This is a genomic window from Noviherbaspirillum sp. UKPF54, from assembly GCF_007874125.1.
Classification (GTDB): domain Bacteria; phylum Pseudomonadota; class Gammaproteobacteria; order Burkholderiales; family Burkholderiaceae_D; genus Noviherbaspirillum.
On sequence record NZ_CP040128.1, the window covers coordinates 3,167,670 to 3,194,127 of the forward strand.

Genomic DNA, 26,458 nt, shown 5'->3' on the forward strand with positions numbered 1-26,458 from the left:
CGCAAGCTAGTATTCGCCTGGCAATCATCCCCTTGAAACGCGGAGAGCCGCTGCCGCCGGCTCGTTGAGGAGCGCACAGCTATGTCGCAGGACCTGGTTACCGAAAATCTGGAGCTACGTAACCGGCTGGAGCAACTGTTCAGGCAGGCCCAGCAAAACCAGCAGATCCTGCAGCGCTTCCAAGCCTTCGACCTGCAATTCATCGGCGCCTCCGGCTTCCTGGAACTGCTCGACGCCATCTTCCGCGGCTTCGCGACCGCTTCGGAACTCGACGTCGTCACCCTGGTGCTGCTCGATCCCGACTACGACATCCGCCGCATTCTGGCCGATCAGAATATCGATCCGGCAGACATTCCCCAGCTGCTGTTCCTGCAGGATGAAGCCGGATTCGGCGCCCTGCCGGGCCAGCTGCGCAAACCGGTGCTGGGCGCCTTCTCGCTGCAAATGCATGGCGCGCTGTTTCCGGTGCCGCTGCCGACACCGGCCAGCCTCGCGCTGGTGCCTCTGCGGCGCCATGACAGGCTGATCGGCTGCCTGTGCATCGGCAGCCGCGACGAAGCGCGATTTATCGATGGCATGGGCACCGACTTCGTGGAGCATATGGCGGCAATCGTCGCGGTATGCCTGGAAAACGCCGTCAACAACGAACGATTGAAACACATCGGTTTGACCGATCCGCTGACCGGCGTGCATAACCGACGCTATGTCGAACGGCGCCTGCTGGAAGAGATCGGGCGCTCGCGCCGCCAGGGGTATGACTTATCGTGCCTGTACATCGACATCGATCACTTCAAGCAGATCAACGATGGCCTGGGGCACCAGGCGGGCGACGAGGTATTGCGCGGGATCGCAGGCCGCATCAAGGAAGAATTGCGCCTGTCGGATGCGCTCGGGCGCTTTGGCGGCGAAGAGTTCGTGGTGCTGCTGATCGACGCCGGCCCGACTGCCGCCGGCAATGCCGCAGAACGCATCCGCCAGAGCATCGCCGAACAGCCGCTGGCTTTAGGCGACGGGCAGACCCTGGACGTGACGGTATCGATAGGCGTCGCCTCACTAGCGCAACACGACGAGTGCGAAGCGATCGAGGCGACTGCGCAAAAATTTGTCGCCCGGGCCGACCAAGCGCTCTATCTGGCAAAGCAAGGCGGCCGCAACAAGATCGTCGCGGCCGGCTAAGCCAAGCTTGGCAACTACTCCTTGGCTTCTTCCTTCAGTGCCGCCTGCAGCCGTTCATACTTGGCCTGCAGCTGCTCCCTGGATTCGCGCCAGGCGGGATTGAACGGAATGCAGCTCACCGGGCAGACCTGCTGGCATTGCGGTTCGTTGTAATGGCCAACGCATTCCGTGCATTTGTTCGGGTCGATTTCGTAGATCATCGGCCCCATGGAGATTGCATCGTTCGGGCACTCCGGCTCGCACACATCGCAATTGATGCAATCATCGGTAATCATTAACGCCATAACAACCTCAACTACTCACAACTTACTGCCCGCCTGCCGCGATCTTGTTCTTCAACCACTTTTCGACCGACGGGAACACGAACTTCGACACGTCCCCGCCCAAGGTCGCAATCTCGCGCACGATGGTGCCGGAGATGAACTGGTACTGGTCGGACGGCGTCAGGAACAGGGTTTCGACGTCGGGCAGCAGATATCGGTTCATGCCGGCCATCTGGAACTCGTACTCGAAGTCGGACACCGCGCGCAGTCCGCGCACGATCACGCGCGCGTCATGCGTCCGCACGAAATCCTTCAGCAGACCGGAAAAGCTTTCGACCTGCACGTTCGGATAATGGCCGAGCACTTCGTTGGCAATCGAGAGTCGCTCGTCGAGCGAAAAGAAGGGCCGCTTGTTCTTGCTGTCGGCCACGCCGACGATCAGCTTGTCGAACAAGCCCGATGCACGGCGCACCAGATCTTCATGCCCCCTGGTGAGCGGATCGAACGTTCCCGGATAAACAGCTGTAACCATCGCGGCTCCCTGACAATTGACATTACTTCAGCATATCGGCACGGCCGTGCGGATTCGGCGCGGCTCCTTGCGGCACAGGCCGCCGGAACGCGCATTATGCCTGAAATTCCAGCTAGGTATTGCGCCGCAACAAGTGAAAAAATACCATGCCGGCCTTGTCGGCCCGCAGCACGCTCCACCCCGCCAGCCACTCAGGGAGCGCGTCGGTATCGATCGGCATTTCAGCTTCAGCATATACCAAGCCGCCGTCGGCCAATAACCTGGCGCATAGCGGCAGGATTTTCGGCAGCCAGTCGCGATGATACGGCGGATCGAGAAAAATAAGCTGGAACTGCGTATGCGCGCCGCCCCGCGCCGCCAAGCTTTGCGCCACGGCGAGTGCATCGCCGCGCTGGATTACCACCTGTTCCGCATTGAGCTTTTCCTTGACGGCGTTCAGTTGCCGGATGGCGGCGGCATTGTCTTCCACCATCGTCACGCCGCGCGCGCCACGGCTTGCCGCTTCAAAGCCGAGCGCCCCGGTGCCGGCGAACAGGTCTAGGCAATTCACCTGGATCCAATTACCGTCAAATAAATGATTGAGCCAATTAAACAGCGTTTCGCGCACCCGGTCCGGTGTGGGGCGCAAGCCTTCGGCATCCAGAACCGGCAGCGGCGTTCGTTTCCAGAGGCCGCCGATGATGCGCACTTGGTGCGTAGAGTGAATCTTCGGCTGCGCTGCCGGTCGCTTCTGACTTCGTTGCATCGGATTACTTTGCGTTGCCCACGATTACTGTCGACATCTTGTCGAGCGCAATCTTACGGTTGAAGGCTGCCTTGATATCGGCGATCGACACCTTGGCGACATTGGCGGTCCAGGTATCGAGGTAATCGAGCGGCAGGTTATAAAAGCCGATCGCCGCCACGTTGTCGAGAATCTTCCTGTTATTGTCGATACGTAACGCAAAGCCGCCGATCAGGTTGTCCTTGGCCGCCTGCAGTTCTTTTGGCGTCGGGCCGTCGCTCAGGAAGGCGGCGATCGTGTCGCGCACTACTTTCAGTGCTTCTCCAGCCTGCTCGCGCTGGGTCTGGAAGCCAGCCTGGAACGGTCCGGGTTGTGCGAGCGGATTGAAATAGCTGTAGACGCTGTAGGATAGGCCGCGCTTTTCGCGCACCTCGCGCGTCAGGCGCGACACGAAGCCGCCGCCACCCAGCACATAATTGCCGACGATGAGAGGGAAATAATCGTCGTCGCCACGCGCCAGCGCCGGAATACCGGTCAACACGTGCGCCTGCGACGCCGGATGGTCGATCCGGTCCTCGGTCGGCGGCATCAGCTTGACCGGCGGCACAGCCGGCAACGCGGCGCCTTGCGGCAGGCGCGACGTGAGCTGCTGCGCAACCGTGTCCGCTTCGGCCCGGGTGATATCGCCGATCATGGCAATGATTGCGCGGTTGGCGACATAGTGGGTGCGATGGAAGGCAACCAAGTCGTCACGCGTGATCGCCTCGACCGATGCCACCGTTTCCTGCATTGCGTAAGGATGCTCGCCATACAGCACGCGCCAGAATGCCTTGTTGGCAATCGATTCGGGCTTGGTGTCGTCTTCGCGGATCGATGCGATGGTGCGCGCCTTGTCGCGCGCCAGGAAGTCTTCCGGAAAGCTCGGATGCGCGAGTATGCGCGCCAGCAAGGTCACGGCCGCATCGCGCTCGGCGCGACTGGAAAGGGTGCGCAACGTCGATCCGGCGCGGTCGATACCGGCCCCGCCGCCGCGCTGGGCGGCGATGTCGGCGAACGCATCGGAAATCTGCGCCTCCGTCATGGCCGGTTCCGCCAGCGGCGTTTCGGATTGGTGCAGGCCGCGCGCCAGCATGGCATTGGTCAGCTCGGCCGTGCCCGCTTTGCCATGCGGGTCACGCCGCGAACCGGCGTCGAACTCGACGCTAACGTCGAGAATCGGGATGGAGTGATTTTCGACAAACAGCACCCGCGCGCCATTGGCGAGCGTCCAGAACTGAATCCGCAGCGACGCCCGGGCCGGCGCTACGGCGACAAGGGAAAGTGCCAGAATAAAAAGGAAGCGCTTCATCATGATCGGTTATCTCGTTAGTGACGCATGCCTTTGGGCGGCGCGGCCTTCTTTTCAGACAAGGGCAGCGGAACCAGTGTCGCGACGGTGAGCGTGTCGTCGGTAAAATACTTCTTCGCCACCGCCTGCACCTGCTCGGCCGTGACCGTCTTGAGCTTGTCGATGATACGGTCGATGTCGGCATACGACAGGCCAGACATTTCCATCGTGCCCATTTCCATCGCTTGCCCGAAAATCGAATCGCGCTTGTAGATCTGGCCCGCGATCAGCTGCGCCTTCACGCGCTTGAGTTCTTCTTCGGATACGCCCTCGTTCGCAATGCGCGCGACTTCGGCGCGCAGCAACTTCTCCAGCTGTTCGGTGGTCGTGCCCTTGGCCGGGGTGCCGTCGAGCAGGAACAGCGACGGCCCGCGCGCGACATTCGAGTATCCGGCGCCGACCGAATTGGCGACCTTGTCGGTGCGCACCAGCTTCGCATTCAGCCGGGCGTTGTCGTAGCCGTCGAGAATGGCGGCCAGCACGTCAAGCGCATGCGAATCAATATCCTTGTCGACGTTGCGCAAGGTCGGCGCCTTGAACGCGAGCACGACATACGGGTTTTCGGCCGGAGCCTTCACCGTGACGCGCCGGATGCCGTGCTGCTCCGGTTCGATCTGCGGCTTGGTCGTCGGCAGCGGCTTGCGCGCGATTTTGCCGAAATGCTTTTCAGCCAGTGCAAACACTTGCTTTGCATCCACATCGCCAGTCACGACCATGGTCGCGTTGTTCGGCGCATACCAACGCTCGTACCAGGCTTTCGCATCCTGTACGGTCATGTTTTGCAAATCGCTCATCCAGCCCGCCACCGGATGGTGATAGGGGTGCGCGGTAAACGCCGTAGCATTGAGCAATTCGTAGACCTGGGGGATCGGCTGGTCCTCGGTGCGCCAGCGGCGCTCCTCCATTACCACCCGGATTTCGCGGGCGAATTCATCCTTGTCGAATACCAGGTTCGCCATGCGGTCGGCTTCCAGCGCCATCACCTTTTCCAGCTTCGATTTCTCGATCTGCTGGAAATAAGCGGTGTAATCCTTGTTGGTGAATGCGTTTTCGCGCCCGCCGAGCGCCGCCACGCGCTGACTGAATTCACCGGGCTTGAGCGTTTTGGTGCCCTTGAACATCATGTGTTCCAGCGCATGCGCGACACCCGTGGTGCCATTGACTTCATCCATCGAGCCGATCTTGTACCAGACCATATGCGCTACCGTCGGCGCCCGATGGTCTTCCTTGACGATAATTTTCATGCCGTTTTTCAGCATGAATTCTTGCGCAGGCTCGGCATGCGCGAGGACAGGCGCCAGACTGAGCGCCCATCCCGCCAGCAATACGGCGATCCGGAATTTCATAATCTATGCTCTGATAAAATAGATGGCAGGTATGGTGCATGCTCGTAGGCATGCATTTCATGCAACGTAAATTGGCGATTGTATCTCCTTTCCGTCTTGCTGCTGCAAGCATTCCTGAACGCGTTTCTGCCCAGCTCCCATGTTTAGCTTCTTCAAAAGAAAATCGAAAGACACACCGGCGGTAGAGCCGGCGCCGGAAGCCTTGGCGACACCTCCCGCGGCGGAATCGGCACCGGTTGCCGAAGCCCCGGTGGCGACCGCGCCCGAAGCGGAAATCATCGAAGAGATCGTCACCGCGGCTCCGCTGCGGGCCGAACAAAAGCGCTCCTGGCTGCAAAAGCTCAAAGCCGGCCTGTCGAAAACGTCCACCAACCTCACCACCCTGTTCGTCGGCGCGAAGATCGACGACGACCTCTACGACGAACTCGAATCGGCGCTGCTGGTCTCCGACGCCGGCGTCGAGGCGACCCAGTTCCTGCTGGACGCCTTGAAGAAGAAGGTCAAGAGCGAGAAACTGACCGAGGCCCAGCAGGTCAAGGACGCATTGCGCGCCCTGCTCGTCGAGATGCTGGCGCCGCTGCAAAAGCCGATGGTGCTGGGGCGCCATCAGCCGCTGGTGATGATGATCGCGGGCGTCAACGGCGCCGGCAAGACCACCACCATCGGCAAGCTTGCCAAGCACATGCAGACCCATCATCAATCAGTGCTGCTGGCCGCCGGCGACACGTTCCGCGCCGCCGCCCGCGAACAGCTCGCGATCTGGGGCGCTCGCAACGACGTGACCGTGATCGCGCAGGAATCGGGCGACCCGGCAGCCGTCGCCTTCGACGCAGTGCAGTCGGCCAAGGCGCGCAACGTCAATGTGGTCATGGTCGACACCGCCGGACGCCTGCCGACGCAGCTGCATCTGATGGAAGAGTTGAAGAAGATCAAGCGCGTCATCGGCAAGGGCATGGAAAGCGCGCCGCACGAGCTATTGCTCGTCATTGACGGCAACACGGGACAGAACGCGCTGGCGCAAGTGAAAGCGTTTGACGATGCGTTGCAGCTGACCGGCCTGATCGTCACCAAGCTCGACGGTACGGCCAAAGGCGGCATCCTGGCGGCGATCGCGAAAACCCGCCCGGTGCCGGTGTACTTCATCGGGGTGGGCGAGCAGATCGAGGATTTGCAGCCGTTTAATGCCGAAGAATTCGTGGACGCGCTGCTCAGCTGAGATGATCGAATTTCACCAGGTTTCAAAACAGTACAGCCGCGACAACGCGGCGTTGTCGGAAATTACGCTATCGATTGCCAAAGGCGAGCTGGTTTTCCTGTCGGGACCGTCCGGCGCCGGCAAGTCGACCCTGCTGAAGATGATTGCAGCAATGGAGCGTCCGAGTTCCGGCACCATTACCGTCAACGGCCATGACATCGGCCGCCTCAAGCCGTCCGGCCTGCCCTACCTGCGCCGCAACCTGGGGCTGATCTTCCAGCAGCAGTGCCTGCTGAACGACCGCAGCGTGCTGGCAAACGTCATGCTACCCCTGCTCGTCACCGGCCACCCGCGTGCCGACGCGGAAAAACGCGCGCGCGCCGCGCTCGACAAGATCGGCCTGCTGTCCAAGGCGGCAGACGAGCCGCTGGCGCTGTCCGGCGGCGAGCAGCAGCGCGTTGCGATCGCGCGCGCCATCGTGAACCGCCCGCAGATCATCCTGGCCGACGAGCCGACCGCCAATCTGGACCGTGCCAGCGCCGCCAAGGTGATGGAAGCGCTCCATGCGTTTCACGGCGTGGGCGTGACCTGCCTGATCGCCACCCATGACGAACATATTCTCAATGAGGCAAAAAAGATCATTTATCTTGAACACGGGCGCCTGGTCGGACCGGGCATCCATGCGCCGTTTTCCGGAGATGCGGCATGAATAGCTGGCTGCGGCAACATGCACTCGCGTTCGCCGACGCGCTGCGGCACCTGCTGAAGACGCCCGGCAGCTTCAGCCTGAACGTCCTGGTGGTCGCCATTTCGCTGTCGCTGCCGTTTGCCGGCCTGACTGTGCTGGAAAATGTGCGGCCGGTGTCTCAGCAGCTGGCGGTGGAACCCGAAATCAGCATTTTCATGGCCTTGGACACGCCGCGCGAACGCGCCACGGCGCTCGCGCCGCAGATTCGCCATCTCGTCCAGCAAGACAGCAACCCGGCCAAGCTCGAATTCATCCCGCGCGAGCGCGCCTTGAACCTGCTGCAGGAGCGGACCGGCTTGGCCGATGCCATTACCGCACTCGGTGAAAATCCGCTGCCGGATGGTTATGTCCTCAAGCTGTCCGGCTTTCAGGACGCATCGCAGGCCGGACAGATCGATACGCTGGCGGCGCAGCTGAAAGCCTTGCCGGGCGTCGAGTATGTGCAAGTCGATTCGGCGTGGGTCAAGCGGCTAGCGGCGCTGATGCATGTCCTGCGCCTCGCCCTGCTGTTCCTTGCCGCGACATTGGGCGTCGTGGTGGTTGCGGTAGTCTTCAATACGATTCGCTTGCAAGTCATGACGCAACGCGAGGAAATCGAGGTGTGCCGCATGTTTGGCGCAACCGATGCGTTCATCTGCCGCCCGTTCTATTACATGGGCGCGCTACTGGGTCTGTTCGCCGGCGCGGCGGCGTTAGGCGTGGTTGCCCTGGCGCTGCATCCGCTTAATACGGCGGTGGCCGATTTTGCCCGGCTGTACGCCTCGGAATTCCGCCTGGTTCCGCTGGACTTTGCGAGCACAGTGACTCTTTTGGCAATCAGTGCCGGCATGGGACTGTTTGGAACGCGGCTATCGGTGAAAAAGCATCTGGCGCGCCTTTCCTGAAATGAAGGCTGCAACAGGAGTGGTTTTTATCGGCGACCGGCTACCGCATTCTTACCATTGCAGGCCTTTTCTTGCGCTTGCTTGATTATTCACAATCGCCCGCCGCGCACGCATCTTAAAGTAGAAAATATTAATTAATTGAAACTACGCCATAGTATTTCCCTTATCAAGTCGGTTAAAAATCCTGATTAGCACTCTTACCCGGAGAGTGCTAATATATTTGTGAAATAAGCGGATCACTATGGCTTGTAGGTGGTCTTAGCTCAGGACGTTAAGGAGAAATGATGAGAGCACAATCGGCACTGGTTCCTAAAGGCAATCACGCATTGGCGCTCGGTTTTCCAGGCAATCTGGGCAATATCGAAGCGTACATTTCGGCGGTCAACCGTATCCCCATGCTCACGCATGAGGAGGAAACGTCACTGGCACGCCGCCTGCGGGATGAAAGCGACCTGGGAGCCGCGCAAAAGCTGGTGATGTCGCACCTGCGGCTGGTGGTATCGATCGCCCGCGGGTACCTCGGTTATGGCTTGCCGCATGCGGACCTGATCCAGGAAGGCAATATCGGATTGATGAAGGCGGTCAAGCGTTTCGACCCGGATCAGGGCGTGCGCCTGGTGTCGTATGCGATGCACTGGATCAAGGCCGAGATTCACGAGTACATCCTGAAGAATTGGCGGCTGGTGAAAGTGGCGACGACCAAGGCCCAGCGCAAGCTGTTCTTCAACCTGCGCAGCCACAAGGAAAGCCTGGACGCAATGACGCCGGCGCAGGTCGAAGACCTGGCGCGGGAACTCAACGTGAAGCGCGAAGACGTGATTGAAATGGAAACCCGCATGTCGGGCCATGACATCGCGCTGGATGCGCCGAGCGACGACGAAGACGACAACAAGTTCGCGCCGATCGCCTACCTGTCGTCGGATGCGAGCGAGCCGACCAAGGCGCTGGAAGCGCGCCAGTACGACCGCTTGCAGTCGGAAGGCCTGGAGGCTGCGCTGGACAAGCTCGACGCGCGTTCGCGCCGGATCGTGGAAGCGCGCTGGCTGGCCAACGACGAAGGCTCGGGCGCGACGCTGCACGAACTGGCCGACGAATTCGGCGTTTCGGCCGAGCGCATCCGCCAGATCGAAAGCGCCGCCCTGAAGAAAATGAAAGGCGCGCTGGCGGCATACGCGTAAGCAAATTCGTCGTTCCCAACAAAAAAGGCGTTCCGGTCCGGAACGCCTTTTTCTTTTTCCATAACGGATTCGTTACGACAGATTCATGACAACAAGAGCTTGAGGTCATGCGCGATCGGCTCGGCACCCTGCCCATGCCGCACGAACAGGCGCAGGCGTCCTTGCGGATCAAACACGTAGCTTCCCGCCGTGTGGTCGAGCGTATAGCTGCCCGGCTCCTTGCCCGGCACCTTCTGATAAAACACCTTGAATTCCTTGGCGACCTTCTCGGTTGCCGCCTTGTCGCCGACCAGCCCGAGGAAGCGTGGATCGAACGAAGGAACATACTTGGCCAGCAATTCCGGCGTGTCGCGCTCCGGGTCGAGCGTGATGAACAAGACTTGCACCTTGTCGGCAAGCGGGCCCAGCTGCTGCATCACGGACGCCATTTCAGCCATGGTTGTCGGGCAAACGTCGGGGCACTGCGTATAACCGAAGAACACGACGACGGCCTTGCCCTTGAAATCGGCGAGGGAACGCATTTTCCCAGTGTGGTCCGGCAGCGCGAAATCCTTGGCGTAATCGAGTCCGGTGACGTCCGTATTTGCGAAAGCGGGCTTGGCCGGAGACAGAAACGTTTGCGCGCCGTCGCCCTGCTTGCCGCAGCCATGCAAGGCGAGCGCGGAAAATGCGACCACGCAGGCGGCGAGAATTCTCCGGGATGAAAAGAACATAGCTATCAAAACTTGAAATAATGATCGGCCAGTAACGCCGCAAATAGCAGCGACAAATAGACGATCGAATACGCAAAGGTCTTGCGCGCGAGAAGATCGCTGTAATGCCGCCAGATGCGCCAAGCATACCAGAGGAAGATGGCGCCAAGCACCGCGGCGCTGGCAAGGTAGATCAGGCAGCTCATCCGCACCGCGTAAGGCAGCATGGTCGTTGCCACCAGCACGATGGTGTACAGCCAGATATGGAATTGCGTGAATTCCGGCCCGTGCGTAACGGGCAGCATCGGCAACCCGGATCTCGCGTAATCGTCGCGACGATACATGGCCAGCGACCAGAAATGCGGCGGAGTCCAGACGAAGATGATCAGTACCAGTATCCATGCCTGCATCGGCACATCGTTGGCCACGGCCGCCCAGCCAAGCGCCGGCGGCATAGCGCCGGACAGTCCGCCGATCACGATGTTCTGCGGCGTGGCGGGCTTGAGGACCATCGTATAGATCACCGCGTAGCCGACGAAGGTGGCGAAGGTCAGCCACATGGTTAGTGGATTGACGAAATTGAACAGCACCCACATGCCGATGCCGCCTATGACGCCGGAAAACATCAGGGTCTGCGGCACCGTGATTTCGCCGCGCGCGAGCGGCCGGCGCGCGGTGCGCGCCATGCGCGAGTCGATCTCCCGCTCGACCAGACAATTCACCGCGAAGGCAGCGCCCGCCAGCAGCCAGATGCCGATGGTGCCCGCCACCACCACTCTCCAGTCTGGAAGCTCCGGCGTGGCGAGGAACATGCCGATGACGGCGCAAAACACGGCAAGCTGGGTAACGCGCGGCTTGGTGAGCGCCCAGTATTGGGAAATGCGGTTGGGATGGATGGTCAGTGTAGTCACTTGCACCTCATGCGGCGGACAGATGGATCGGGGAACGGTCCGAAGCCGTGTGCGCCGGCAGACGAACCTTGAAGTTAAACATGACAAGCAATAGCAGAAGCAGCGCGGCGCCGCCGTTATGCGCGACCGCAAGGGCCAATGGCCATTTCAGGAAAATCGTCGACAGCCCGGTCGCCAGCTGCATGCCGATAGCGGCCAGCAGCCAGCGCGCGTTCTTTTGCAGGCCATTCACCTTGCTTGCCTCGTGCGCCAGCCAGACGGCCAGCGCCACGACGACGAAGGCGAACGTGCGGTGGGTCCAGTGAATCGCCGTCAATGCGGGGAACGATAGGAAATCGCCGCTCACGGTCCTGCCGAGATCGCGCCACAGCGAAAAGCCGTTGGCGAAATCCATTTCAGGAATCGGCTTGCCGTGGCAGAGCGGGAAATCCAGGCAAGCCAGCGCGGCATAATTGGTGCTGACCCAGCCGCCCAAGGCGATCTGCACGCCGAGCAGCACCAGCACGATGGCTGCGGGAAGGCGCAACGCGGCCGCGCGGGACTCGACCGGGGTATGCACGCTCTGGCGCGCCGCAAGCCAGGCCAGCATCGCGAGCAGGCTCAGGCCGAGCAGCAGATGCGTCGTCACGATGACGGGCTGCAGCTTCAATGTCACGGTCCAGGCGCCGAACGCTCCCTGCAGGCAAACCAATGCCAGCAGCAAGGACGGCAGCAGCGGCGAAAACCTGTCGTCGTCCCGGCCGGACCTGAGCCAGTTGCGCCAGGCGACAAGTGCGATCGACACGATCAATACGCCCACGCCCATCGCGAGATAGCGGTGGATCATTTCTATCCATGCCTTTTTTACCGTAACCGGCCCGCTCGGCATGGCGGCTTCCGCGGCGCTGATGTGCGCATGCGCCTGCAGCGGATCGGCGTGTCCGTAGCAACCAGGCCAGTCGGGGCAACCCAGGCCTGAATCCGTCAGGCGCGTGAACGCGCCGAACATGATCAGATCGAACGTCAGAAACAAGGTCACCCAGATCAGCTTGCGGTACTTGTTCCTGTCGCTGGAAGTCCATACCACTGCCAGGGGCAGGAGCGCCGCCAGGATGCCGGTAAGCGCCAGTTGAATCAGCATGCGGGCTCCTATCCTATGCGCGAGGCTTTCAGCAGTTTCACGATGTCCTTCTTGATCTTGTTCGGGTCGGCGTCCTTCGGAAAGCGCATCATCAGGTTACCCAGCGGGTCGATCATGTACAGGTGATCGGCTGGAACGGTGCCGCCGTCAACTGGAAGCCAGGCGCGTACCGCATCCGGTTTGACGCGCAGCATGCGCGTGCCGTCATATTCACGCATCAGCATCGTCTCGACGGGCTGCGCATCCGGGATCAGCCAAACGCGTTCGATGCGGTCCATGTCCTTTCCCTGTGTCAGGCGCAACTGGCGCATTTCGTAGAGCTTCTTGCGGCATGCGTCGCCGCAATCGGCACCGTCCACCGACAGCATGATCCATTTTCCCTTGTAGGCATCCAGCGCCACCGGCTTGCCGTCGAGCGCGGCCGTGCCGAGCGTGGCGGGGATGGGATAGGCGCTTGGATCGAGCAGCGTGCCGTAATTGGTGCGGCTTTGCGGCTTGAGGACGTAATACGTGAAATAAGAAGCGATCACCGGTGCAGTGCAGACCGCGATCACTGCCAGGAGTTTCCATCTTCCATTCGTTCTCTGCTTATTTTCTTTCACGTCGCAATCCTGTCACTACAAAAAATGCTAATGCCGTCGCAGCCAGCGCATACCACTGGAATGCGTAGCCACGATGCCTTTCCACACCGATTGAGGGACGCGGCCAGTCGCGAACCAACCCATCGTGTGTATCGTTCAACTGTTCAAGCATGATCGGGGCGATATCCAGTTTACTGGCCTGCGCGACTTCCCGCACACTGACGTTCTGCACGATGGCCCCGGGGTGCAGGGGCTCGTCGCGGCCCAGCTGCAGCACATGGCCCGGATGGCGGCGCACCATGCCCGTCACTTCCGTCAGTCCGGCTGGAGGCGGCGCTACGGCAAGCCTGGTGCGGTCGGCGGCGTCGCGCCTGACCCAACCGCGCGCCACCAGCACGTACTGCTGTGTCCCGGCAAGCCGGAATGGCATCAGGACATAAAAGCCCGCCACACCCTGGTAGGGCCGGTTATCAAGATACACCGGCCAGTCACGCGCAAATTCGCCCCTGGCGATTGCGCGCCGATATTCCGCTTCGTCGATGCCGGGCACGCCTGCATTGAGCAACAGCGGCGCGGCCGCCTCGCGTTGCGCCATGCGCGCTTCGATCGCTTCCTTTTCCGTCGCCCGCCGCATCTGCCACTGGCCGAGCGAGATCCCGATGATTGCGGCAATACCCGCCGCAATAAAAGGGAGCCAACGAAAGCGGAACGTGAATCGCATTACAATGTCGCTTTATCCAATACTCTCTTGCTGCGCCAAACCGGCGGCGCAATGCCGCGATGCGCGCCTGTCGAACATGAAACTCCTGGTCGCCCTTGCCTTTATCCTCATCCTTGCCAGCCTCGGGTCCGCGCTGTTTTTCCTGATGAAAGATAAAGGCAAGAGCAATCGTACCGTGAAGGCGCTGGCCTTTCGCGTGGGCCTCTCGATCGCCCTGTTCGTGCTGATTCTGATTGCCAACCACCTGGGATGGATCCAACCTACCGGCATCCGCTAACGTCCGGACATTTCCCTCCAGTAAAAAAGCCGCACCGAAGTGCGGCTTTTTGTTGGCAGCACATTACAGCCAGTACACCACCACATACAAGCCGAGCCACACCACGTCGACGAAGTGCCAGTACCAGGCTGCACCTTCGAACGCGAAGTGATGATCGGGCGTGAAATGTCCCTTCAGCAGGCGCAGCAGCACCACGGTCAACATGATCGCACCCATTGTCACGTGGAAACCGTGAAAGCCGGTCAGCATGAAGAAGGTGGAACCGTAGATGCCGGAGCTCAACTTCAGGTTCAGCTCATGGTAGGCATGCACGTACTCATATGCCTGCAAGCCCATGAACACGGCGCCCAGCACGATGGTGGCGAACAGCCAGAATGCCGTCTTGCCGCGCTGATTCGCGCGCAGCGCATGGTGCGCGATCGTCAGCGTCACGCCGGAGGTCAGCAGCAAGGCCGTGTTGATGGTCGGGATCGGGAACGGGCCCATCTTGGTGAACGGTTCGATCGTGCCGCCCGGCGTATTGCCCCACTGCGCGGTGAAATCCGGCCACAGGATCTTGTAATCCAGGCTGCCCAGGTCCGGCAGGGAGATCGTCCGCGCATAGAACAGCGCGCCGAAGAAACTCGCAAAGAACATCACCTCGGAGAAGATGAACCATCCCATGCTCCAGCGGTACGACGTATCGATGCGGTTGCTGTACAGGCCGCCTTCCGATTCGCGCACGGCGTCGCCGAACCAGTTGAACAGCACCACAAGTATCGCCAGGATGCCGGCGAGATTGGCCACCGGCCCCCAGCTCACGCCGTTGACCCATGCGGCGGCACCGATCATGGTCAGCAGCAGCGATGCGCCTCCGAGCACCGGCCATTTGGACGGTCCCGGCACGAAGTAGTAAGGCGCGCTACCTTGCTTAGCATTCATCTCCATCTCCCCCATTCAATCAAATTGTTACTTACCGTCCGACGACACTTCGCACAATCATCACGAGCGTCAAAATAAATACCAGAGCACCGAGCAGCCCGGCGATGATGACGTGCACCGGGTTGAGCTGCTGTGCATCCTTTTCATAGTCGCTTTTCTTCCTGACGCCGAAGAACGACCAGAACACCGCCTTCATCGTTGCGAAAAAAGACATCTTGCGTCGCGAGGCCTTCTCCAGATCATTCATGCATCAGCCCGCCTTCTTGCCGGCGCCGGCGACTTCGAAAAACGTATAGGAAAGCGTGATCGTTTTCACATCCCTGGGCAACGCCGGATCGATGTAAAACACGACCTGCATCTGCTTCGCTTCGTTCGGGCCAAGCGTCTGCTGCTTAAAACAAAAACACTCCATTTTCTTGAAGTGCGACGCGGCCTGCTGCGGCGCGTAGCTCGGAATCGCTTGCGCGTCGACATTGCGCGCCTGCGTATTCACTACTTCATACACTACCTGCGCCATCTCGCCGGGATGCACTTGCATGCTGCCGATGGTGGGACGGAAACGCCATGGCCCCTGAGCATTGGCGTCGAACTCGATGGTGACGGTACGAGTCTTGTCGACCTGCGTGTTGCCGACCTCCTGCGCCGTCGCATCTTTCGGCGTCAAAATATTCACGCCGGTGATTTCGCAAATCTTCTTGTAAACCGGAACCAGCGCATAGCCAAATCCAAACATCAGCACGGCAATCACCAACAGCTTGCCCAGCATTTGCGCATTCAGTGCACGCGTTTCGCCGGCCTGGTCTTGCTCGTGCTTGTTCATGTCAGCTCAGCCATAAACGCTTCACGAAAATGCCGATGAAAAACATCAGCGCGATCGACGCCAGAATCAATGCGGTTCTGAGGTTACTGGGCTTTTTCTGATCGGGCATACGTATTGGGGCGGGCTTGCGCCCGCCCTTTCAGATTACTTGACAGTCGGCGGTACTTCAAAGGTGTGGAACGGCGCCGGGCTCGGCACGGTCCACTCCAGCCCTTCCGCGCCATCCCACGGCTTGGCCGGCGCCTTCTGGCCGCCCTTGATTGCCGGCAGCACCACCGCGAACAGGAAGTACACCTGCATCAGGCCGAAACCGAGCGCGCCGATCGAGACGATCATGTTGAAATCGGTGAACTGCGCCGGGTAGTCGGCATAACGACGCGGCATGCCGGCCAGGCCCAGGAAGTGCATCGGGAAGAAGGTGATGTTGAAGGTGATGAGCGAGCCCCAGAAGTGGAACTTGCCGCGGCCTTCGTTATACATGAAGCCGGTCCACTTCGGACCCCAATAATAGAAGCCGGCGAACAGCGCGAACAGCGAGCCGGCCACCAGCACGTAGTGGAAGTGCGCCACCACGTAATAGGTATCCTGCATCTGAATGTCGATCGGCGTCACCGCCAGGATCAGGCCGGTGAAACCGCCGATCGTAAACACGAAGATGAAGCCGACGGCGAACAGCATCGGCGTCTCGAAGGTCATCGAGCCCTTCCACATGGTCGCCACCCAGTTGAAGACCTTCACGCCGGTCGGAACCGAGATCAGCATGGTCGCATACATGAAGAACAGCTGGCCGGTGACCGGCATGCCGGTGGTGAACATGTGGTGCGCCCAGACGATGAAGGACAGGATCGCGATCGAGGCGGTGGCGTACACCATCGATGCATAGCCGAACAGCTGCTTGCGCGAGAAGGCCGGAATGATCTGCGAGATGATGCCAAACGCCGGCAGGATCATGATGTACACCTCGGGGTGGCCGAAGAACCAGAAGATATGCTGGTACATCACGGGATCGCCGCCGCCGGCGGCATTGAAGAACGAGGTGCCGAAGTGACGGTCGGTGAGCGTCATGGTGATGGCGCCCGCGAGCACCGGCATGACCGCGATCAGCAGGTAGGCCGTGATCAGCCAGGTCCAGCAGAACATCGGCATCTTCATCAGCGTCATGCCTGGCGCGCGCATGTTCAGGACGGTCGTGATGATGTTGATGGCGCCCATGATCGACGACGCTCCCATGATGTGCACGGCGAAGATTGCCATGTCCATGCCGATGCCCATCTGGGTCGACAGCGGCGCATACAGCGTCCAGCCCGCAGCCGTGGCGCCGCCCGGCACCAGGAAGGAAGTCACCAGCAGGATCGCGGCCGGCGGCAGCAGCCAGAATGAAAAATTGTTCATGCGGGCGAACGCCATGTCGGAGGCGCCGATCTGCAGCGGGATCATCCAGTTGGCGAAGCCGACGAAGGCCGGCATGATCGCGCCGAACACCATGATCAGGCCATGCATGGTCGTGAGCTGGTTGAAGAATTCCGGACGGAACAATTGCAGGCCCGGCTGGAACAGCTCGGCGCGAATCATCAGCGCCAGCACGCCCCCGGACAGCAGCATGATGAAGGAGAACCACAGGTACAGGGTGCCGATATCCTTGTGGTTTGTGGCAAACAGCCAGCGCTGCCAGCCATGCGGATGGTCGTGCGCGTGGTCATGCGAGTGATCGTGGGCGTGATCAACTACAGTGGTGCTCATCTCGATCTCCTAGAATCTGTTACTTACGCGCTGCCAGCACTTCGGCCGGTTGGACAAGTTTTTCCTGGGCCTTGTTGGACCAGTTGTTGCGAGTGTAGGTAATCACGGCGGCGATTTCGGTATCGGACAGCGTCCCCTTCCAGGCCGGCATGCCGCCCTTGCCGTTCAGTACGCGATCGATTTGCGGGCCCTTCGGACCATTCACGATGGCAGAGCCGTCCAGCGCCGGGAACGCGCCCGGGACCCCCTTGCCGTTTGCCTGGTGGCAAGTGACGCAATTGGATGCATAGACTTTTTCGCCACGTTGCTTCAACTCGTCGAGCGTCCAGGTCTTGTTCGGATCGTCGGCCTTGGCCGCCATTTCCTTTTTCTTGGTGTCGACCCACTTCTTGTAGTCTTCCTCGCTCACGACATTGACCACGATGGGCATGAACGCATGTTCCTTGCCACACAGTTCGACGCATTGGCCGCGATAGGTGCCGATTTTTTCGGCGCGAAACCATGTGTCGCGCACAAAACCGGGAATTGCATCCTGCTTGACGGCAAACGCCGGAATCGTCCAGGAGTGGATCACGTCGTTGGCGGTCGTGACGATCCGCACCTTCTTGTTTACCGGAACGACGACCGGATTATCGACTTCGAGCAGGTAGTTGTCGTTCTTGACCTTGGTCGAATCGACCACCTGCTCGCGCGGCGTGGCCAGCGCAGACAGGAAGGAAATGCCTTCGCCCTCGCCTTTCAGGTAGTCATAGCCCCATTTCCATTGCATGCCGGTGACCTTGATGGTGAGATCGGCATTCGAGGTGTCTTTCATTGCCACCACGGTTTTCGTGGCCGGCAGCGCCATGCCGATCACGATCATGAACGGCACGACCGTCCAGGCGATTTCGACGGCGGTGCTTTCGTGGAAGGTGGCCGGGCGGTGGCCGACCGACTTGCGGTGCTTGAGGATCGAATAGAACATCACGCTGAATACCGCGACGAAGATCACCAGGCAGATGACTAGCATCATGTTGTGCAGGGAGTAGACATCCTCGGCGATTCTCGTGACCGGCGGCTGAAAATTCAGCTGACGCACGGCAGGCCCGCCCGGGCTATCAACGACCGCCCATGACGGCACACCCGCCGCCAGGAGCGACGCACCGAACAGCAACGATTGAAGGCGCTTCGCAAGTTTCATAGTTTCCTCAAGTACCTGAATTTGGAATTTCTATAATTTTCTTCAGGACGCCAGCGCGCTTTTCAACTCCCCCGCAAACTCGCGCCGTTTCCATTCCGTCAAAAACCGTCCGACTTCGACCTTGATACCGTTCGCTTCCAGCGCCACTGCACTGCCGGGTTTCGCGGGTAGCGCAATGCGCGTGGCATGCGGATCCAGCCTGAATTGCCTGACCCGGTCCGCCCGCACGACCTCAACCAGCAAGCAGTTATCCATCAGCAAGATGCGCTCGTGGTCATTCGCATGACGGCCGAACTGGACGAACGCGCCCCCTACTGCCGAAATTTCAAGAATCGAAAACGCCAGCACATACCAAGCGCCGTGCAACGTAAAAAAGACAGCCACCGCCAAGGACATCGCGCACAACGCCGAGTAAGCCGACGCCAGCTGGCGCGGCGACATCGAACAGTTGCGCCTTATGACCCATTCCCGCCTGGCCATGAGTAACCACCTGAGCGTGGAAACCACCAAATGCAAGAACGGTAATAATCTGGGGAAGTATAAGACTGAATCGCGCTAGTTTTCAAGCACAAATATTTCTTAAAAAAAATGATCCAGATCATCTTTTTTGCGGATTGAAGCGGATTATTGCTTCACCGCTAGAAGTTTTGGTTGGTGCGGGCCGGAATGCGTGCCCGTAAATGATTTCGAAGGTCAATGGAATCTTTCCATCCTGACCACGGTTTTGCTCCAGGGCATCGAACAAGCGCTTGCCGGCATGGCGGCCAAGCAGGCCCTGGCGGCGGCTTGCGAGAGGATTGCCGCCCCAAGCCCGGACGTCGGCAATCAGCTTGTCAGCCGATTCGTAGGTAACGGTGACAGTCTCCATATCCATGACAGGCGTCGAAAAGCCGCTGTCGATTAGCATATCCCCAAAATCATGCATGTCGACGAATGGAAGTGCGTGCGGCATTTGATCAAGCGCAGCAAATGCGCTGCGAATCTCCTTGAACGTGTCGGGGCCGAAACACGAAAACATCAACAGCCCGTCGATGGTCAGCACGCGCCGCCACTCGGCGAACACCAAGTCGGGTTGCGGATGCCAATGCAGCGCCAGATTGGACCAGAGCATGTCGATGGAATTCGGCTTGAGCGGCAGGCGCGCAAAATCGGCGCAGAGCAAGGTGTTGCCGCCATCGGAGGCGCCGCCCGCGCGACCGGGCAGAAAACGCGACAGCAAGCGATTCATCGAGGACCGCGCCAGAGCCTGGCGGCTGCGCGCTTGCCGCAGCATCGGTGCCGAGGCGTCCACCCCGAGCACCTGGGCATCGGGGTACTGCTGCTGCAGCGCCAGCAAATCCGCCCCCTCGCCGCATCCGGCATCGAGTATCTGGCGCGGCTGGATTTTCACCAGCGCCAGCCGCTCGTGCATGCGGCCGGCGATCTCGCGCCGCAGAAAATCCGAGTCTGCAGCCCGGGCCGGATCGGAAAACAACTCGCGTACGCGGAGGATATCGATGGGGGCGCTCTGGCTGGCGCGGGAAGAGGAAGAGTCGGACACGATGATTTAATGTGGGGGAATGCGATAATGAGAGCAGTTTACACGCATGAAGATTGACTTGCCCCATGCTTTCCCGCCTGCGTCATTGGTCGCAACATGTACTGGCGCACCTGCCCTCGGCGCTGCCGTCATGCTGCGCGCTGTGCGGCGCCGCGACCGGCGACACCATCTGCAGCGGCTGCGCGGCGCAATATTTCAGCCGGCGCAGGCACCGCTGCGCACGTTGCGCCCATGTCCTGCCCGATGTGCACGCCCGGGCATGCGGGGATTGCGTGCGGCAGATGCCGGCCTTCGACGCGACGATCGCCGCCACCGACTATGCGCCGCCGGCCGACCAGCTCGCGCTGGCCCTGAAATTCGGGAGCCGTCTCGAACTTGCGCCGGCGCTGGCGCGCCTGCTGCGCGATGCCGCGTTGCAGGTGCAGGAGGGGCCGCTGCCGACCGTATTGACGGCTGTGCCGCTCGGTTCCCGGCGGCTGGTCGAGCGCGGATTCAACCAGGCGCTGGAAATCGCCCACCCGCTGTCGCGCCTGCTCGGCATCCGGCTTGATGCTCGGCTTGTGGCGCGCCGCCGCGAAACCGATGCCCAGGCATTGCTGCATCCCGATGCACGCCACAGGAACATGCGGCAAGCCTTTGTCGTCCCGAGCGCGGCGATCGACCGGGTGCGCGGCGCGCATATCGGCGTGGTGGACGATGTGATGACAACCGGGGCGACACTGAACGAGGTGGCAGCGACGCTCAAGCGCTTTGGCGCGGCGCGCGTGACCAATTTCGTGTTTGCACGCACGTTACCGAATTGAATTGAGGAGCGAATTTTGTTTCATGTCGTACTGGTAGCACCGGAGATTCCGCCCAATACCGGCAACATAATCCGCCTGTGCGCGAACACCGGCGCGTACTTGCACCTGGTCGAACCGCTCGGCTTTCCGCTGGACGACGCCAAGATGCGGCGCGCCGGGCTCGATTATCACGAGTACGCGACCATGAAAGTGCATCGCAGCTGGGAGGCGTTCATGGAAAGCGAGTCGCCCGATCCGGCGCGCATGTTTGCCCTGACCACGCACGGCTCGATGCCGTTTGCGTCTGCCACGTTCCAGCCAGGCGACGTGTTCGTGTTCGGTTCCGAGACCCGAGGGCTCGAACCGGCGCTGCGCGAGTCGTTTCCCGCGTCGCAGCGCATCCGTCTGCCGATGCGGCCCGACAACCGCAGCCTGAACCTGTCCAACACCGTCGCCGTCGTCGTCTTCGAAGCATGGCGGCAGAACGGTTTCGCCGGCGGCGCTTGAACAAAGACAAAGCCATTTTTCCTCACCACCGAGAACTCATCATGCACCTACGATCCGTCGTCGCACTTGTACTCGCATTGACCGCCGGCTCGGCTTTCGCGGCCGATTACCGCGTGAAAGACCTGCACATTGCCTCTCCGTTTGCGCGCCCGACCGTCGCCAACCAGCCGACCGGCGCGGCCTACCTGACGATCGAAAACCGGGGAACCAGCGCAGACAAGTTGCTCGCAGCCAGCTCCCCCGTGGCGAAGGCGGTTGAAATTCATAGCATGTCCATGGAGGGCAATGTCATGAGGATGCATCAAGTGCCGAACATCGCGCTGCCGCCGGCAACCAAGATCACGATGCAGCCGGGGAACGGCTACCACCTGATGCTGTTCGGCCTGCGCCAGCCACTCAATGCGGGCGAATCCTTTCCAATGACGCTGACCTTCGAGAAGGCGGGAAAAACCGACGTGACGGTCACTGTCGGGAACATGGGGATGATGAAAGAAGGCGGCATGCCGCACATGCGCTAAGCCGGCAGGACGCCATGCGGGCTCAGGCTTTGACGAGCCTGACCGTGGCGCGAACGTCGCCTGTCACCAGTCCGCGCAAGTTGCGTAGCGTCGGCTGACTCCAGGGTTCCAGCGGCGCGGGCGTGACCGCGTCGATCAAGGCCAGTTGCCGCAATACCGCGATAGCGGCGGGATAAAGCGCACGTGCATTGCCGTCCGCCACTTTCAGCGCGATTCCCAATCCGGCCGAGCGGACGCCGACGGCCAGCACGCCTTCGGCGCCGCCTTTTACCACCCAGTCCCGCGGCGCCGCCTGCATGAAGGCGAGATCGGCCCGGCCGCTGCCCGACACCAGCTCCGGCTGGCCGGTCATGGCGTCGAACAGCGGTCCGAGCGCGCAGCCGTATTCCCGGTCGTTGGCGCCACGCGCCAGGCGGGCATAGCAAAGCGCCAGGCGCGACAGCGGCATCGCGTAATTCGGCGCGGAACAGCCATCGATACCTGACACCAGGCCGGACTCGGGCAGCCCAGCGATGCGCGCGACATCGTGCCGGATCGCCTGTTGCAGCGGGTGCCCGGGATCGATGTAGGTATCGAGCGGCAACCCGTGCTGCACGCAATAGGCGAGAAAGCCGGCGTGCTTGCCGCTGCAGTTGTTATGCAGCTGATTGAAGATTTCCCCGGCCGGCGGGCGCTGGTCCGCCGCCGCATACCGAATCGGCACGTGGCAGCCGCAGCGCAGATGATGCTCGTCGCAACCCGCGCAGGAAAGCATCGCCCGCACGGTATCGACATGCATCGGTTCCCCGGAATGGCTGGCGCACATCAGCGCGATCTCGCGGCTGCCAAAGCCGAAATGCGCCACCCCGCCGCCACGCATGAAAGGCAGCGCCTGGAACGGCTTGAGCGTCGAGCGGGTGAAGGTCGGGAAATCAGCGTCGCCCGCGTAGTACAGCAGCTTGCCGCCGCTATCGACGACCGCGACGGCGCCGGCATGCAGCGATTCGATTTGCCCGCCGCGGGTCACTTCCGCCAATGGCGCGAGGTTCATGAGAGTGGTTAGCTGTTCCTGACTTTCGACAGCAGCTTGGTGGTCGAGCGGTCGTGCTCGAAATCGATCGCGATCGCGCGGCCGCCATAGCCGATCACCGCCTTGCCTTCCGGGATGGCGGTCATGTCGTAATCGCCCCCCTTCACGTACACCTCGGGCCGCGCCTGCTGCACCACTTCCAGGGCGGTGTCCTCGTCGAACGGCACCACCAGGCTGACCGACTCCAGCGCGGCGAGGATCGCCATGCGGTCTTCGCAGGTGTTGATCGGACGATCATCACCCTTGCCGAGCCGCCTGACCGAGGCATCGGTATTGACTGCGACAACAAGCGACGCGCCTTGTTCACGCGCCTGCGCCAGATAAGTGACATGGCCGCGATGGAGGATGTCGAACACGCCATTGGTCAACACCACCGGCTTGGGCAATCGGGCAACGCGCTCCTTGAGGTCGGCGCGGGAACACAGTTTTTTTTCGAAATTCGGCATGCTCAAATGAAAAAAGCCGCAAGCACATGCTTGCGGCCGTTAGCTTAACATTGCGCCGGGATCAGGCGGCAGCGGGGTTGAGCTGCGCCAGACGCCCGGTGATTTCCTTGCGATAGCGGTTCAGGTCCTGCACCGAGTCAAAGGTGCGCTCGAACAGCAGCGACATATTGTGCAGAATGCGATCGACCACCTTCTTTTCCCATTCGCCGTCGAACTTGATCTGGCCGTCAAGCCAGCGCTCGAGCCAGTTCGGGTCCGGCAGGCGGCTTTGCACGGTATCGTTCGGAAACAGGGCCTGGTTCACGTGCAGGTTGGTCGGGTGCAAGGGCTTCTCCGTGCGGCGCGCGGACGCCATCAGCACGCCGATCTTGGCAAAGGCCGCGCGCGCGGCATCACCCGCTTCGCCCAGTGCCTTCTTCATGTAGCGCAGATAGGCACCGCCGTGGCGCGCCTCGTCCTGGCTGATGATCTTGTAGATCTGCTTGATGACCGGCTCGGTATGCCATTCCGAGGCACAGCGGTACCAGTGGTTCAGGCGGATCTCGCCGCAGAAATGCAGCATCAGCGTCTCCAGCGGCGGCGCCGGATCGAATTCGAAGCGCACATTGTGCAATTCCTCTTCGGTCGGCACCAAGTCCGGGCGGAAACGGCGCAGGTATTCCATCAACACCAGCGAATGCTTCTGCTCTTCAAAGAACCAGACGGACATGAACGCAGAAAAATCGCTGTCGCCACGATTGTCGCGCAAGAACATCTCGGTCGCGGGCAAAGCCGACCATTCGGTGATGGCGTTCATCCGGATGGTTTGCGCCTGTTCATCGGACAATTTGGATGCATCGAACTTGTCCCATGGGATATCCTTTTCCATGTTCCAGCGGACTTGTTCGAGCGACTTGAATAGTTCTGGGTACAGCATCTCGCACCTTCAATGTTGAGTTAAGTGATTGATTCTACCAAGAAAAACGCCAAACCCGGTTTTCATGGACCACAAATCATAATTTTTGTCATTGACTTGCATTAGGAAAATCAAAACACACTTGGATGATTTATGCCTGAAATAAGCAACGCCAAACCAGTCGGCATTCCACGCACCGTGTGGATACTGGGGTTCGTCAGCATGCTGATGGACGTTTCTTCGGAAATAATCCATAGCCTTCTGCCGGTGTTTATGACCGTTGTTTTAGGCGCAAGTGCCACCACGGTCGGCATCATCGAAGGCATCGCCGAAGCGACGGCACTGATCGTCAAGGTGTTTTCCGGCGTCGTGAGCGACTACGTCGGCAAGCGCAAATGGCTCGCCGTCATCGGCTACGGCATGGGTGCGCTGTCCAAGCCGCTGTTCGCACTGGCCAGCGGCACCGGATGGGTGCTGTCGGCGCGCTTCATCGACCGCATCGGCAAGGGCATGCGCGGCGCGCCCCGCGATGCGCTGATCGCCGACATCACCGAGCCGGCGGTGCGCGGCGCCGCCTTCGGGCTGCGCCAGTCGCTCGACACGGTCGGCGCCTTCGTCGGGCCGCTGCTGGCAATGGGCTTGATGCTGCTATGGTCGAATGACTTCCGCGCGGTGTTCTGGATCGCCGTGGTTCCCGGACTGCTGGCGGTTGCGCTGCTGGCGTTGGGCGTGCGCGAGCCGGACAGGAAAAAGCCGCTGGAAAAGGCGGCATCCCCGATCTCGCGCAGCGCGCTCAGGTCGCTGCCGCCCGCCTACTGGTGGGTGGTTTCCGCCGGCGCAGTGCTGACGCTGGCGCGCTTTTCGGAAGCATTCCTGGTGCTGCGCGCGCAGCAGGGGGGACTGCCGCTCGCGCTGGTGCCGCTGGTGATGGTCCTGATGAATATCGTGTATGCGCTGGGCGCCTATCCGTTCGGCATACTGGCCGACAAGATGCGGCACCGGACCCTGCTCATGCTGGGCATCGCGCCCCTGATCGTGGCCGACCTGCTGCTGGCCTACGACCGGCAACTGGGCTGGATCATGGCCGGCGTAGTGTTCTGGGGCTTGCACATGGCGGCTACGCAGGGACTGCTGGCGGCGATGGTGGCCGATACCGCGCCGGCGGAACTGCGCGGCACCGCCTTTGGCCTGTTCAACCTCGCCAGCGGCGTGGCGATGCTGATCGCCAGCGTGCTGGCCGGGCTGCTGTGGGACCGCCTCGGGGCGGCGTTCACGTTCCAGGCCGGCGCTGCCTTTGCGGCGGCGTCCTTGCTGCTGCTAGCCTTGCGCAAGGCCGAACCGCAGCAATAAAGCGATCATGCCGCCCGCGCGCGCTTCGCCTGCCGCGGCGCCAGCGGCACGATCTGCAACTCGCCTTCCGCCAGCGGCCTGGCGAGAATCTTGTAGACGTCGATGTCGATTTCCATGCGGGTGCTTCGGCGAAAGCCGGTGCGCCGCCCTTGCAGGCTATCGATGTATGACCAGTGGTCGATCACATGCACCTGCCGCAGGCCGTCTTCCTGCTCGACGATGCCGATCGGCCCCGGATAGGGCCACACCGACGCCTGCAACTGCTCCAGCGCGCGCAGCAGCCGTGCCTGGTGCGCCTGCCGCGACTCCAGGCCGATACAGGCGCCGCGGCACTGCCCGATTTGATGCGCGAAACACGCGCGTTTGCGCGTGGCGACTTCCAGGCCCGTCAACACGGGACACAAACCATGCTGTCGAACCAGCGCGCGCAAGCCCTGCTCCGCAGCGCTGCGCGACACGAACAGCCCGTGCAGGCAGGCACCGGAAAACTCTGGATCGGCGGAGCCGGCCACCTGCGGAAGCCCGCCCGCATCCATCCTGATCGAGAACATCTGGCCGACGTCACGCAGCAAGACGTTAAACGCAGGCTGCCATTGCTTGATCAGTTTCGATTCGAGCAGCAGCGCACCGATTTCCCCGGCCATGCGCACGTAATCCACGGAGCGGACCTGCTGCAGCATGGCGGCTTCTTCCGCCGTGCGCAGATGGGACAGCACGCGGGTGCGGATGTTGACGCTTTTCCCTATATAGATCGGCGCGCCATGCCGGTTGCGAAACAGGTAGACGCCAGGTTTGCCGGGCAGCGCATCGATGCTGGCACGGTCTATATGCGCCGGGTATTCGAACTCGACGGGGCGCGGCGGCATGACCAGCCCGACCGAGGTGATTCTGGGGCGTATTGTCACTGCTGTAATGCTTGCATGAACTTCAAGGAGCAAACGCGGTTTGCCTGCAT

General features: G+C 61.1%; 32 protein-coding genes. 10 read left to right on the plus strand and 22 right to left on the minus strand.

Annotated elements, in window-relative coordinates; genetic code table 11:
- The first annotated feature begins 81 nt into the window (after positions 1–81).
- Complete coding sequence (locus FAY22_RS14545; protein WP_146330872.1) at positions 82–1,176, plus strand: diguanylate cyclase; 1,095 nt, start codon at positions 82–84, stop codon at positions 1,174–1,176.
- Positions 1,177–1,190: 14 nt separating this feature from the next.
- Here the strand turns inward: FAY22_RS14545 and FAY22_RS14550 are convergent, their stop codons facing one another.
- The 5 genes from FAY22_RS14550 to FAY22_RS14570 all read right to left on the minus strand — a co-directional run bounded on the left by FAY22_RS14550 (position 1,191) and on the right by FAY22_RS14570 (position 5,428).
- Positions 1,191–1,460 (minus strand): YfhL family 4Fe-4S dicluster ferredoxin, encoded by a 270-nt coding sequence (locus tag FAY22_RS14550; RefSeq protein WP_146330873.1) that lies wholly within the window; start codon positions 1,458–1,460, stop codon positions 1,191–1,193.
- A gap of 22 nt (positions 1,461–1,482) precedes the next feature.
- Positions 1,483–1,971 (minus strand): pantetheine-phosphate adenylyltransferase, encoded by a 489-nt coding sequence (gene coaD, locus FAY22_RS14555; protein ID WP_146330874.1) that lies wholly within the window; start codon positions 1,969–1,971, stop codon positions 1,483–1,485.
- A gap of 112 nt (positions 1,972–2,083) precedes the next feature.
- Positions 2,084–2,716, minus strand: coding sequence for a 16S rRNA (guanine(966)-N(2))-methyltransferase RsmD (gene rsmD / locus FAY22_RS14560; protein WP_146330875.1), 633 nt, complete (start codon positions 2,714–2,716; stop codon positions 2,084–2,086).
- A gap of 4 nt (positions 2,717–2,720) precedes the next feature.
- Positions 2,721–4,043: a pitrilysin family protein gene (locus FAY22_RS14565; RefSeq protein WP_146333461.1), complete on the minus strand. Its 1,323-nt coding sequence runs from the start codon at positions 4,041–4,043 to the stop codon at positions 2,721–2,723.
- Between the two features lie 17 nt (positions 4,044–4,060).
- Entirely contained in the window at positions 4,061–5,428 is a 1,368-nt protein-coding gene (locus FAY22_RS14570) for a pitrilysin family protein (protein WP_146330876.1), read from the minus strand.
- A gap of 139 nt (positions 5,429–5,567) precedes the next feature.
- Here FAY22_RS14570 and ftsY point away from each other — a divergent pair, with 139 nt between their 5' ends.
- The 4 genes from ftsY (at position 5,568) to rpoH (ending at position 9,433) form a co-directional block, all read left to right on the plus strand.
- Positions 5,568–6,644, plus strand: coding sequence for a signal recognition particle-docking protein FtsY (ftsY, locus tag FAY22_RS14575; protein ID WP_146330877.1), 1,077 nt, complete (start codon positions 5,568–5,570; stop codon positions 6,642–6,644).
- A 1-nt stretch (position 6,645) separates the two neighbouring features.
- Positions 6,646–7,332: a cell division ATP-binding protein FtsE gene (locus FAY22_RS14580; protein WP_146330878.1), complete on the plus strand. Its 687-nt coding sequence runs from the start codon at positions 6,646–6,648 to the stop codon at positions 7,330–7,332.
- On the plus strand, positions 7,329–8,255 hold the full coding sequence (gene ftsX / locus FAY22_RS14585) for a permease-like cell division protein FtsX (protein WP_146330879.1): 927 nt from the start codon (positions 7,329–7,331) through the stop codon (positions 8,253–8,255). Before FAY22_RS14580 ends, ftsX begins: the two co-directional genes overlap by 4 nt.
- A gap of 281 nt (positions 8,256–8,536) precedes the next feature.
- On the plus strand, positions 8,537–9,433 hold the full coding sequence (gene rpoH / locus FAY22_RS14590; RefSeq protein WP_146330880.1) for an RNA polymerase sigma factor RpoH: 897 nt from the start codon (positions 8,537–8,539) through the stop codon (positions 9,431–9,433).
- Positions 9,434–9,516: 83 nt separating this feature from the next.
- Here the strand turns inward: rpoH and FAY22_RS14595 are convergent, their stop codons facing one another.
- The 5 genes from FAY22_RS14595 to FAY22_RS14615 are packed head-to-tail and all read right to left on the minus strand — an operon-like array spanning position 9,517 to position 13,458.
- Positions 9,517–10,146, minus strand: coding sequence for an SCO family protein (locus FAY22_RS14595; RefSeq protein ID WP_146330881.1), 630 nt, complete (start codon positions 10,144–10,146; stop codon positions 9,517–9,519).
- A gap of 5 nt (positions 10,147–10,151) precedes the next feature.
- A complete protein-coding gene (gene cyoE / locus FAY22_RS14600; RefSeq protein WP_146330882.1) occupies positions 10,152–11,036 on the minus strand; it encodes a heme o synthase in 885 nt (294 codons plus the stop codon).
- A gap of 7 nt (positions 11,037–11,043) precedes the next feature.
- Entirely contained in the window at positions 11,044–12,156 is a 1,113-nt protein-coding gene (locus FAY22_RS14605) for a heme A synthase (protein ID WP_210411830.1), read from the minus strand.
- Positions 12,157–12,164: 8 nt separating this feature from the next.
- On the minus strand, positions 12,165–12,758 hold the full coding sequence (locus FAY22_RS14610; RefSeq protein ID WP_146330884.1) for a cytochrome C oxidase subunit I: 594 nt from the start codon (positions 12,756–12,758) through the stop codon (positions 12,165–12,167).
- A complete protein-coding gene (locus tag FAY22_RS14615; RefSeq protein WP_146330885.1) occupies positions 12,745–13,458 on the minus strand; it encodes an SURF1 family protein in 714 nt (237 codons plus the stop codon). The genes FAY22_RS14610 and FAY22_RS14615 overlap by 14 nt, the downstream gene beginning before the upstream one ends.
- A 76-nt stretch (positions 13,459–13,534) precedes the next feature.
- On the opposite strand from FAY22_RS14615, the gene FAY22_RS14620 reads away from it, so the two are divergent.
- Positions 13,535–13,735, plus strand: a complete 201-nt coding sequence (locus FAY22_RS14620) for a twin transmembrane helix small protein (RefSeq protein ID WP_146330886.1) — start codon at positions 13,535–13,537, stop codon at positions 13,733–13,735.
- 63 nt (positions 13,736–13,798) lie between these two features.
- On the opposite strand, the gene FAY22_RS14625 is transcribed toward FAY22_RS14620, so the two are convergent.
- The 8 genes from FAY22_RS14625 to FAY22_RS14655 form a co-directional block, all read right to left on the minus strand.
- Positions 13,799–14,662: a cytochrome c oxidase subunit 3 gene (locus tag FAY22_RS14625; RefSeq protein ID WP_371417297.1), complete on the minus strand. Its 864-nt coding sequence runs from the start codon at positions 14,660–14,662 to the stop codon at positions 13,799–13,801.
- Positions 14,663–14,687: 25 nt separating this feature from the next.
- Positions 14,688–14,903 carry a DUF2970 domain-containing protein gene (locus tag FAY22_RS14630; RefSeq protein WP_146330888.1) on the minus strand — a complete coding sequence of 72 codons (216 nt, stop codon included), beginning with the start codon at positions 14,901–14,903 and terminating at the stop codon, positions 14,688–14,690.
- 3 nt (positions 14,904–14,906) lie between these two features.
- Positions 14,907–15,476, minus strand: coding sequence for a cytochrome c oxidase assembly protein (locus tag FAY22_RS14635; RefSeq protein WP_146330889.1), 570 nt, complete (start codon positions 15,474–15,476; stop codon positions 14,907–14,909).
- A 1-nt stretch (position 15,477) separates the two neighbouring features.
- On the minus strand, positions 15,478–15,585 hold the full coding sequence (locus FAY22_RS22165) for a cytochrome oxidase small assembly protein (RefSeq protein ID WP_210411831.1): 108 nt from the start codon (positions 15,583–15,585) through the stop codon (positions 15,478–15,480).
- Positions 15,586–15,620: 35 nt separating this feature from the next.
- Positions 15,621–17,216, minus strand: coding sequence for a cytochrome c oxidase subunit I (gene ctaD / locus FAY22_RS14640; RefSeq protein ID WP_146330890.1), 1,596 nt, complete (start codon positions 17,214–17,216; stop codon positions 15,621–15,623).
- A gap of 19 nt (positions 17,217–17,235) precedes the next feature.
- Entirely contained in the window at positions 17,236–18,396 is a 1,161-nt protein-coding gene (gene coxB, locus FAY22_RS14645) for a cytochrome c oxidase subunit II (protein WP_146330891.1), read from the minus strand.
- 42 nt (positions 18,397–18,438) lie between these two features.
- The gene (locus FAY22_RS14650; RefSeq protein ID WP_246860519.1) at positions 18,439–18,837 is read right to left on the minus strand and encodes a DUF2244 domain-containing protein; all 399 of its coding nucleotides are present in this window, start codon (positions 18,835–18,837) and stop codon (positions 18,439–18,441) included.
- Positions 18,838–18,994: 157 nt separating this feature from the next.
- The gene (locus FAY22_RS14655) at positions 18,995–19,939 is read right to left on the minus strand and encodes a methyltransferase domain-containing protein (protein WP_371417401.1); all 945 of its coding nucleotides are present in this window, start codon (positions 19,937–19,939) and stop codon (positions 18,995–18,997) included.
- A gap of 62 nt (positions 19,940–20,001) precedes the next feature.
- Here FAY22_RS14655 and FAY22_RS14660 point away from each other — a divergent pair, with 62 nt between their 5' ends.
- The 3 genes from FAY22_RS14660 to FAY22_RS14670 are packed head-to-tail and all read left to right on the plus strand — an operon-like array spanning position 20,002 to position 21,743.
- Complete coding sequence (locus tag FAY22_RS14660) at positions 20,002–20,739, plus strand: ComF family protein (protein WP_146330892.1); 738 nt, start codon at positions 20,002–20,004, stop codon at positions 20,737–20,739.
- A gap of 15 nt (positions 20,740–20,754) precedes the next feature.
- Positions 20,755–21,225 carry a tRNA (uridine(34)/cytosine(34)/5-carboxymethylaminomethyluridine(34)-2'-O)-methyltransferase TrmL gene (gene trmL / locus FAY22_RS14665; protein WP_146330893.1) on the plus strand — a complete coding sequence of 157 codons (471 nt, stop codon included), beginning with the start codon at positions 20,755–20,757 and terminating at the stop codon, positions 21,223–21,225.
- 41 nt (positions 21,226–21,266) lie between these two features.
- Positions 21,267–21,743, plus strand: coding sequence for a copper chaperone PCu(A)C (locus tag FAY22_RS14670; protein ID WP_146330894.1), 477 nt, complete (start codon positions 21,267–21,269; stop codon positions 21,741–21,743).
- 22 nt (positions 21,744–21,765) lie between these two features.
- Here the strand turns inward: FAY22_RS14670 and FAY22_RS14675 are convergent, their stop codons facing one another.
- The 3 genes from FAY22_RS14675 to FAY22_RS14685 form a co-directional block, all read right to left on the minus strand.
- Positions 21,766–22,773, minus strand: coding sequence for an asparaginase (locus FAY22_RS14675; RefSeq protein ID WP_146330895.1), 1,008 nt, complete (start codon positions 22,771–22,773; stop codon positions 21,766–21,768).
- 8 nt (positions 22,774–22,781) lie between these two features.
- Positions 22,782–23,258: a D-glycero-beta-D-manno-heptose 1-phosphate adenylyltransferase gene (gene rfaE2 / locus FAY22_RS14680; RefSeq protein WP_146330896.1), complete on the minus strand. Its 477-nt coding sequence runs from the start codon at positions 23,256–23,258 to the stop codon at positions 22,782–22,784.
- Positions 23,259–23,319: 61 nt separating this feature from the next.
- Entirely contained in the window at positions 23,320–24,174 is an 855-nt protein-coding gene (locus FAY22_RS14685; protein ID WP_146330897.1) for a ferritin-like domain-containing protein, read from the minus strand.
- A 132-nt stretch (positions 24,175–24,306) separates the two neighbouring features.
- Here FAY22_RS14685 and FAY22_RS14690 point away from each other — a divergent pair, with 132 nt between their 5' ends.
- Positions 24,307–25,503 carry an MFS transporter gene (locus FAY22_RS14690; protein ID WP_146330898.1) on the plus strand — a complete coding sequence of 399 codons (1,197 nt, stop codon included), beginning with the start codon at positions 24,307–24,309 and terminating at the stop codon, positions 25,501–25,503.
- Between the two features lie 5 nt (positions 25,504–25,508).
- On the opposite strand, the gene FAY22_RS14695 is transcribed toward FAY22_RS14690, so the two are convergent.
- Entirely contained in the window at positions 25,509–26,408 is a 900-nt protein-coding gene (locus FAY22_RS14695; protein WP_246860521.1) for a GIY-YIG nuclease family protein, read from the minus strand.
- Positions 26,409–26,458 lie beyond the last annotated feature (50 nt).

Excerpts from the sequence above, each read along its gene's own strand:
- FAY22_RS14545 (WP_146330872.1), top strand. The coding sequence starts at position 82 with ATGTCGCAGGACCTGGTTACCGAAAATCTGGAGCTACGTAACCGGCTG.
- FAY22_RS14550 (WP_146330873.1), bottom strand. The coding sequence starts at position 1,460 with ATGGCGTTAATGATTACCGATGATTGCATCAATTGCGATGTGTGCGAG.
- coaD (WP_146330874.1), bottom strand. The coding sequence starts at position 1,971 with ATGGTTACAGCTGTTTATCCGGGAACGTTCGATCCGCTCACCAGGGGG.
- rsmD (WP_146330875.1), bottom strand. The coding sequence starts at position 2,716 with ATGCAACGAAGTCAGAAGCGACCGGCAGCGCAGCCGAAGATTCACTCT.
- FAY22_RS14565 (WP_146333461.1), bottom strand. The coding sequence starts at position 4,043 with ATGAAGCGCTTCCTTTTTATTCTGGCACTTTCCCTTGTCGCCGTAGCG.
- FAY22_RS14570 (WP_146330876.1), bottom strand. The coding sequence starts at position 5,428 with ATGAAATTCCGGATCGCCGTATTGCTGGCGGGATGGGCGCTCAGTCTG.
- ftsY (WP_146330877.1), top strand. The coding sequence starts at position 5,568 with ATGTTTAGCTTCTTCAAAAGAAAATCGAAAGACACACCGGCGGTAGAG.
- FAY22_RS14580 (WP_146330878.1), top strand. The coding sequence starts at position 6,646 with ATGATCGAATTTCACCAGGTTTCAAAACAGTACAGCCGCGACAACGCG.
- ftsX (WP_146330879.1), top strand. The coding sequence starts at position 7,329 with ATGAATAGCTGGCTGCGGCAACATGCACTCGCGTTCGCCGACGCGCTG.
- rpoH (WP_146330880.1), top strand. The coding sequence starts at position 8,537 with ATGATGAGAGCACAATCGGCACTGGTTCCTAAAGGCAATCACGCATTG.
- FAY22_RS14595 (WP_146330881.1), bottom strand. The coding sequence starts at position 10,146 with ATGTTCTTTTCATCCCGGAGAATTCTCGCCGCCTGCGTGGTCGCATTT.
- FAY22_RS14605 (WP_210411830.1), bottom strand. The coding sequence starts at position 12,156 with ATGCTGATTCAACTGGCGCTTACCGGCATCCTGGCGGCGCTCCTGCCC.
- FAY22_RS14615 (WP_146330885.1), bottom strand. The coding sequence starts at position 13,458 with ATGCGATTCACGTTCCGCTTTCGTTGGCTCCCTTTTATTGCGGCGGGT.
- FAY22_RS14620 (WP_146330886.1), top strand. The coding sequence starts at position 13,535 with ATGAAACTCCTGGTCGCCCTTGCCTTTATCCTCATCCTTGCCAGCCTC.
- FAY22_RS14625 (WP_371417297.1), bottom strand. The coding sequence starts at position 14,662 with ATGGAGATGAATGCTAAGCAAGGTAGCGCGCCTTACTACTTCGTGCCG.
- FAY22_RS14630 (WP_146330888.1), bottom strand. The coding sequence starts at position 14,903 with ATGAATGATCTGGAGAAGGCCTCGCGACGCAAGATGTCTTTTTTCGCA.
- FAY22_RS14635 (WP_146330889.1), bottom strand. The coding sequence starts at position 15,476 with ATGAACAAGCACGAGCAAGACCAGGCCGGCGAAACGCGTGCACTGAAT.
- FAY22_RS22165 (WP_210411831.1), bottom strand. The coding sequence starts at position 15,585 with ATGCCCGATCAGAAAAAGCCCAGTAACCTCAGAACCGCATTGATTCTG.
- ctaD (WP_146330890.1), bottom strand. The coding sequence starts at position 17,216 with ATGAGCACCACTGTAGTTGATCACGCCCACGATCACTCGCATGACCAC.
- coxB (WP_146330891.1), bottom strand. The coding sequence starts at position 18,396 with ATGAAACTTGCGAAGCGCCTTCAATCGTTGCTGTTCGGTGCGTCGCTC.
- FAY22_RS14650 (WP_246860519.1), bottom strand. The coding sequence starts at position 18,837 with ATGTCGCCGCGCCAGCTGGCGTCGGCTTACTCGGCGTTGTGCGCGATG.
- FAY22_RS14660 (WP_146330892.1), top strand. The coding sequence starts at position 20,002 with ATGCTTTCCCGCCTGCGTCATTGGTCGCAACATGTACTGGCGCACCTG.
- FAY22_RS14670 (WP_146330894.1), top strand. The coding sequence starts at position 21,267 with ATGCACCTACGATCCGTCGTCGCACTTGTACTCGCATTGACCGCCGGC.
- FAY22_RS14675 (WP_146330895.1), bottom strand. The coding sequence starts at position 22,773 with ATGAACCTCGCGCCATTGGCGGAAGTGACCCGCGGCGGGCAAATCGAA.
- rfaE2 (WP_146330896.1), bottom strand. The coding sequence starts at position 23,258 with ATGCCGAATTTCGAAAAAAAACTGTGTTCCCGCGCCGACCTCAAGGAG.
- FAY22_RS14685 (WP_146330897.1), bottom strand. The coding sequence starts at position 24,174 with ATGCTGTACCCAGAACTATTCAAGTCGCTCGAACAAGTCCGCTGGAAC.
- FAY22_RS14690 (WP_146330898.1), top strand. The coding sequence starts at position 24,307 with ATGCCTGAAATAAGCAACGCCAAACCAGTCGGCATTCCACGCACCGTG.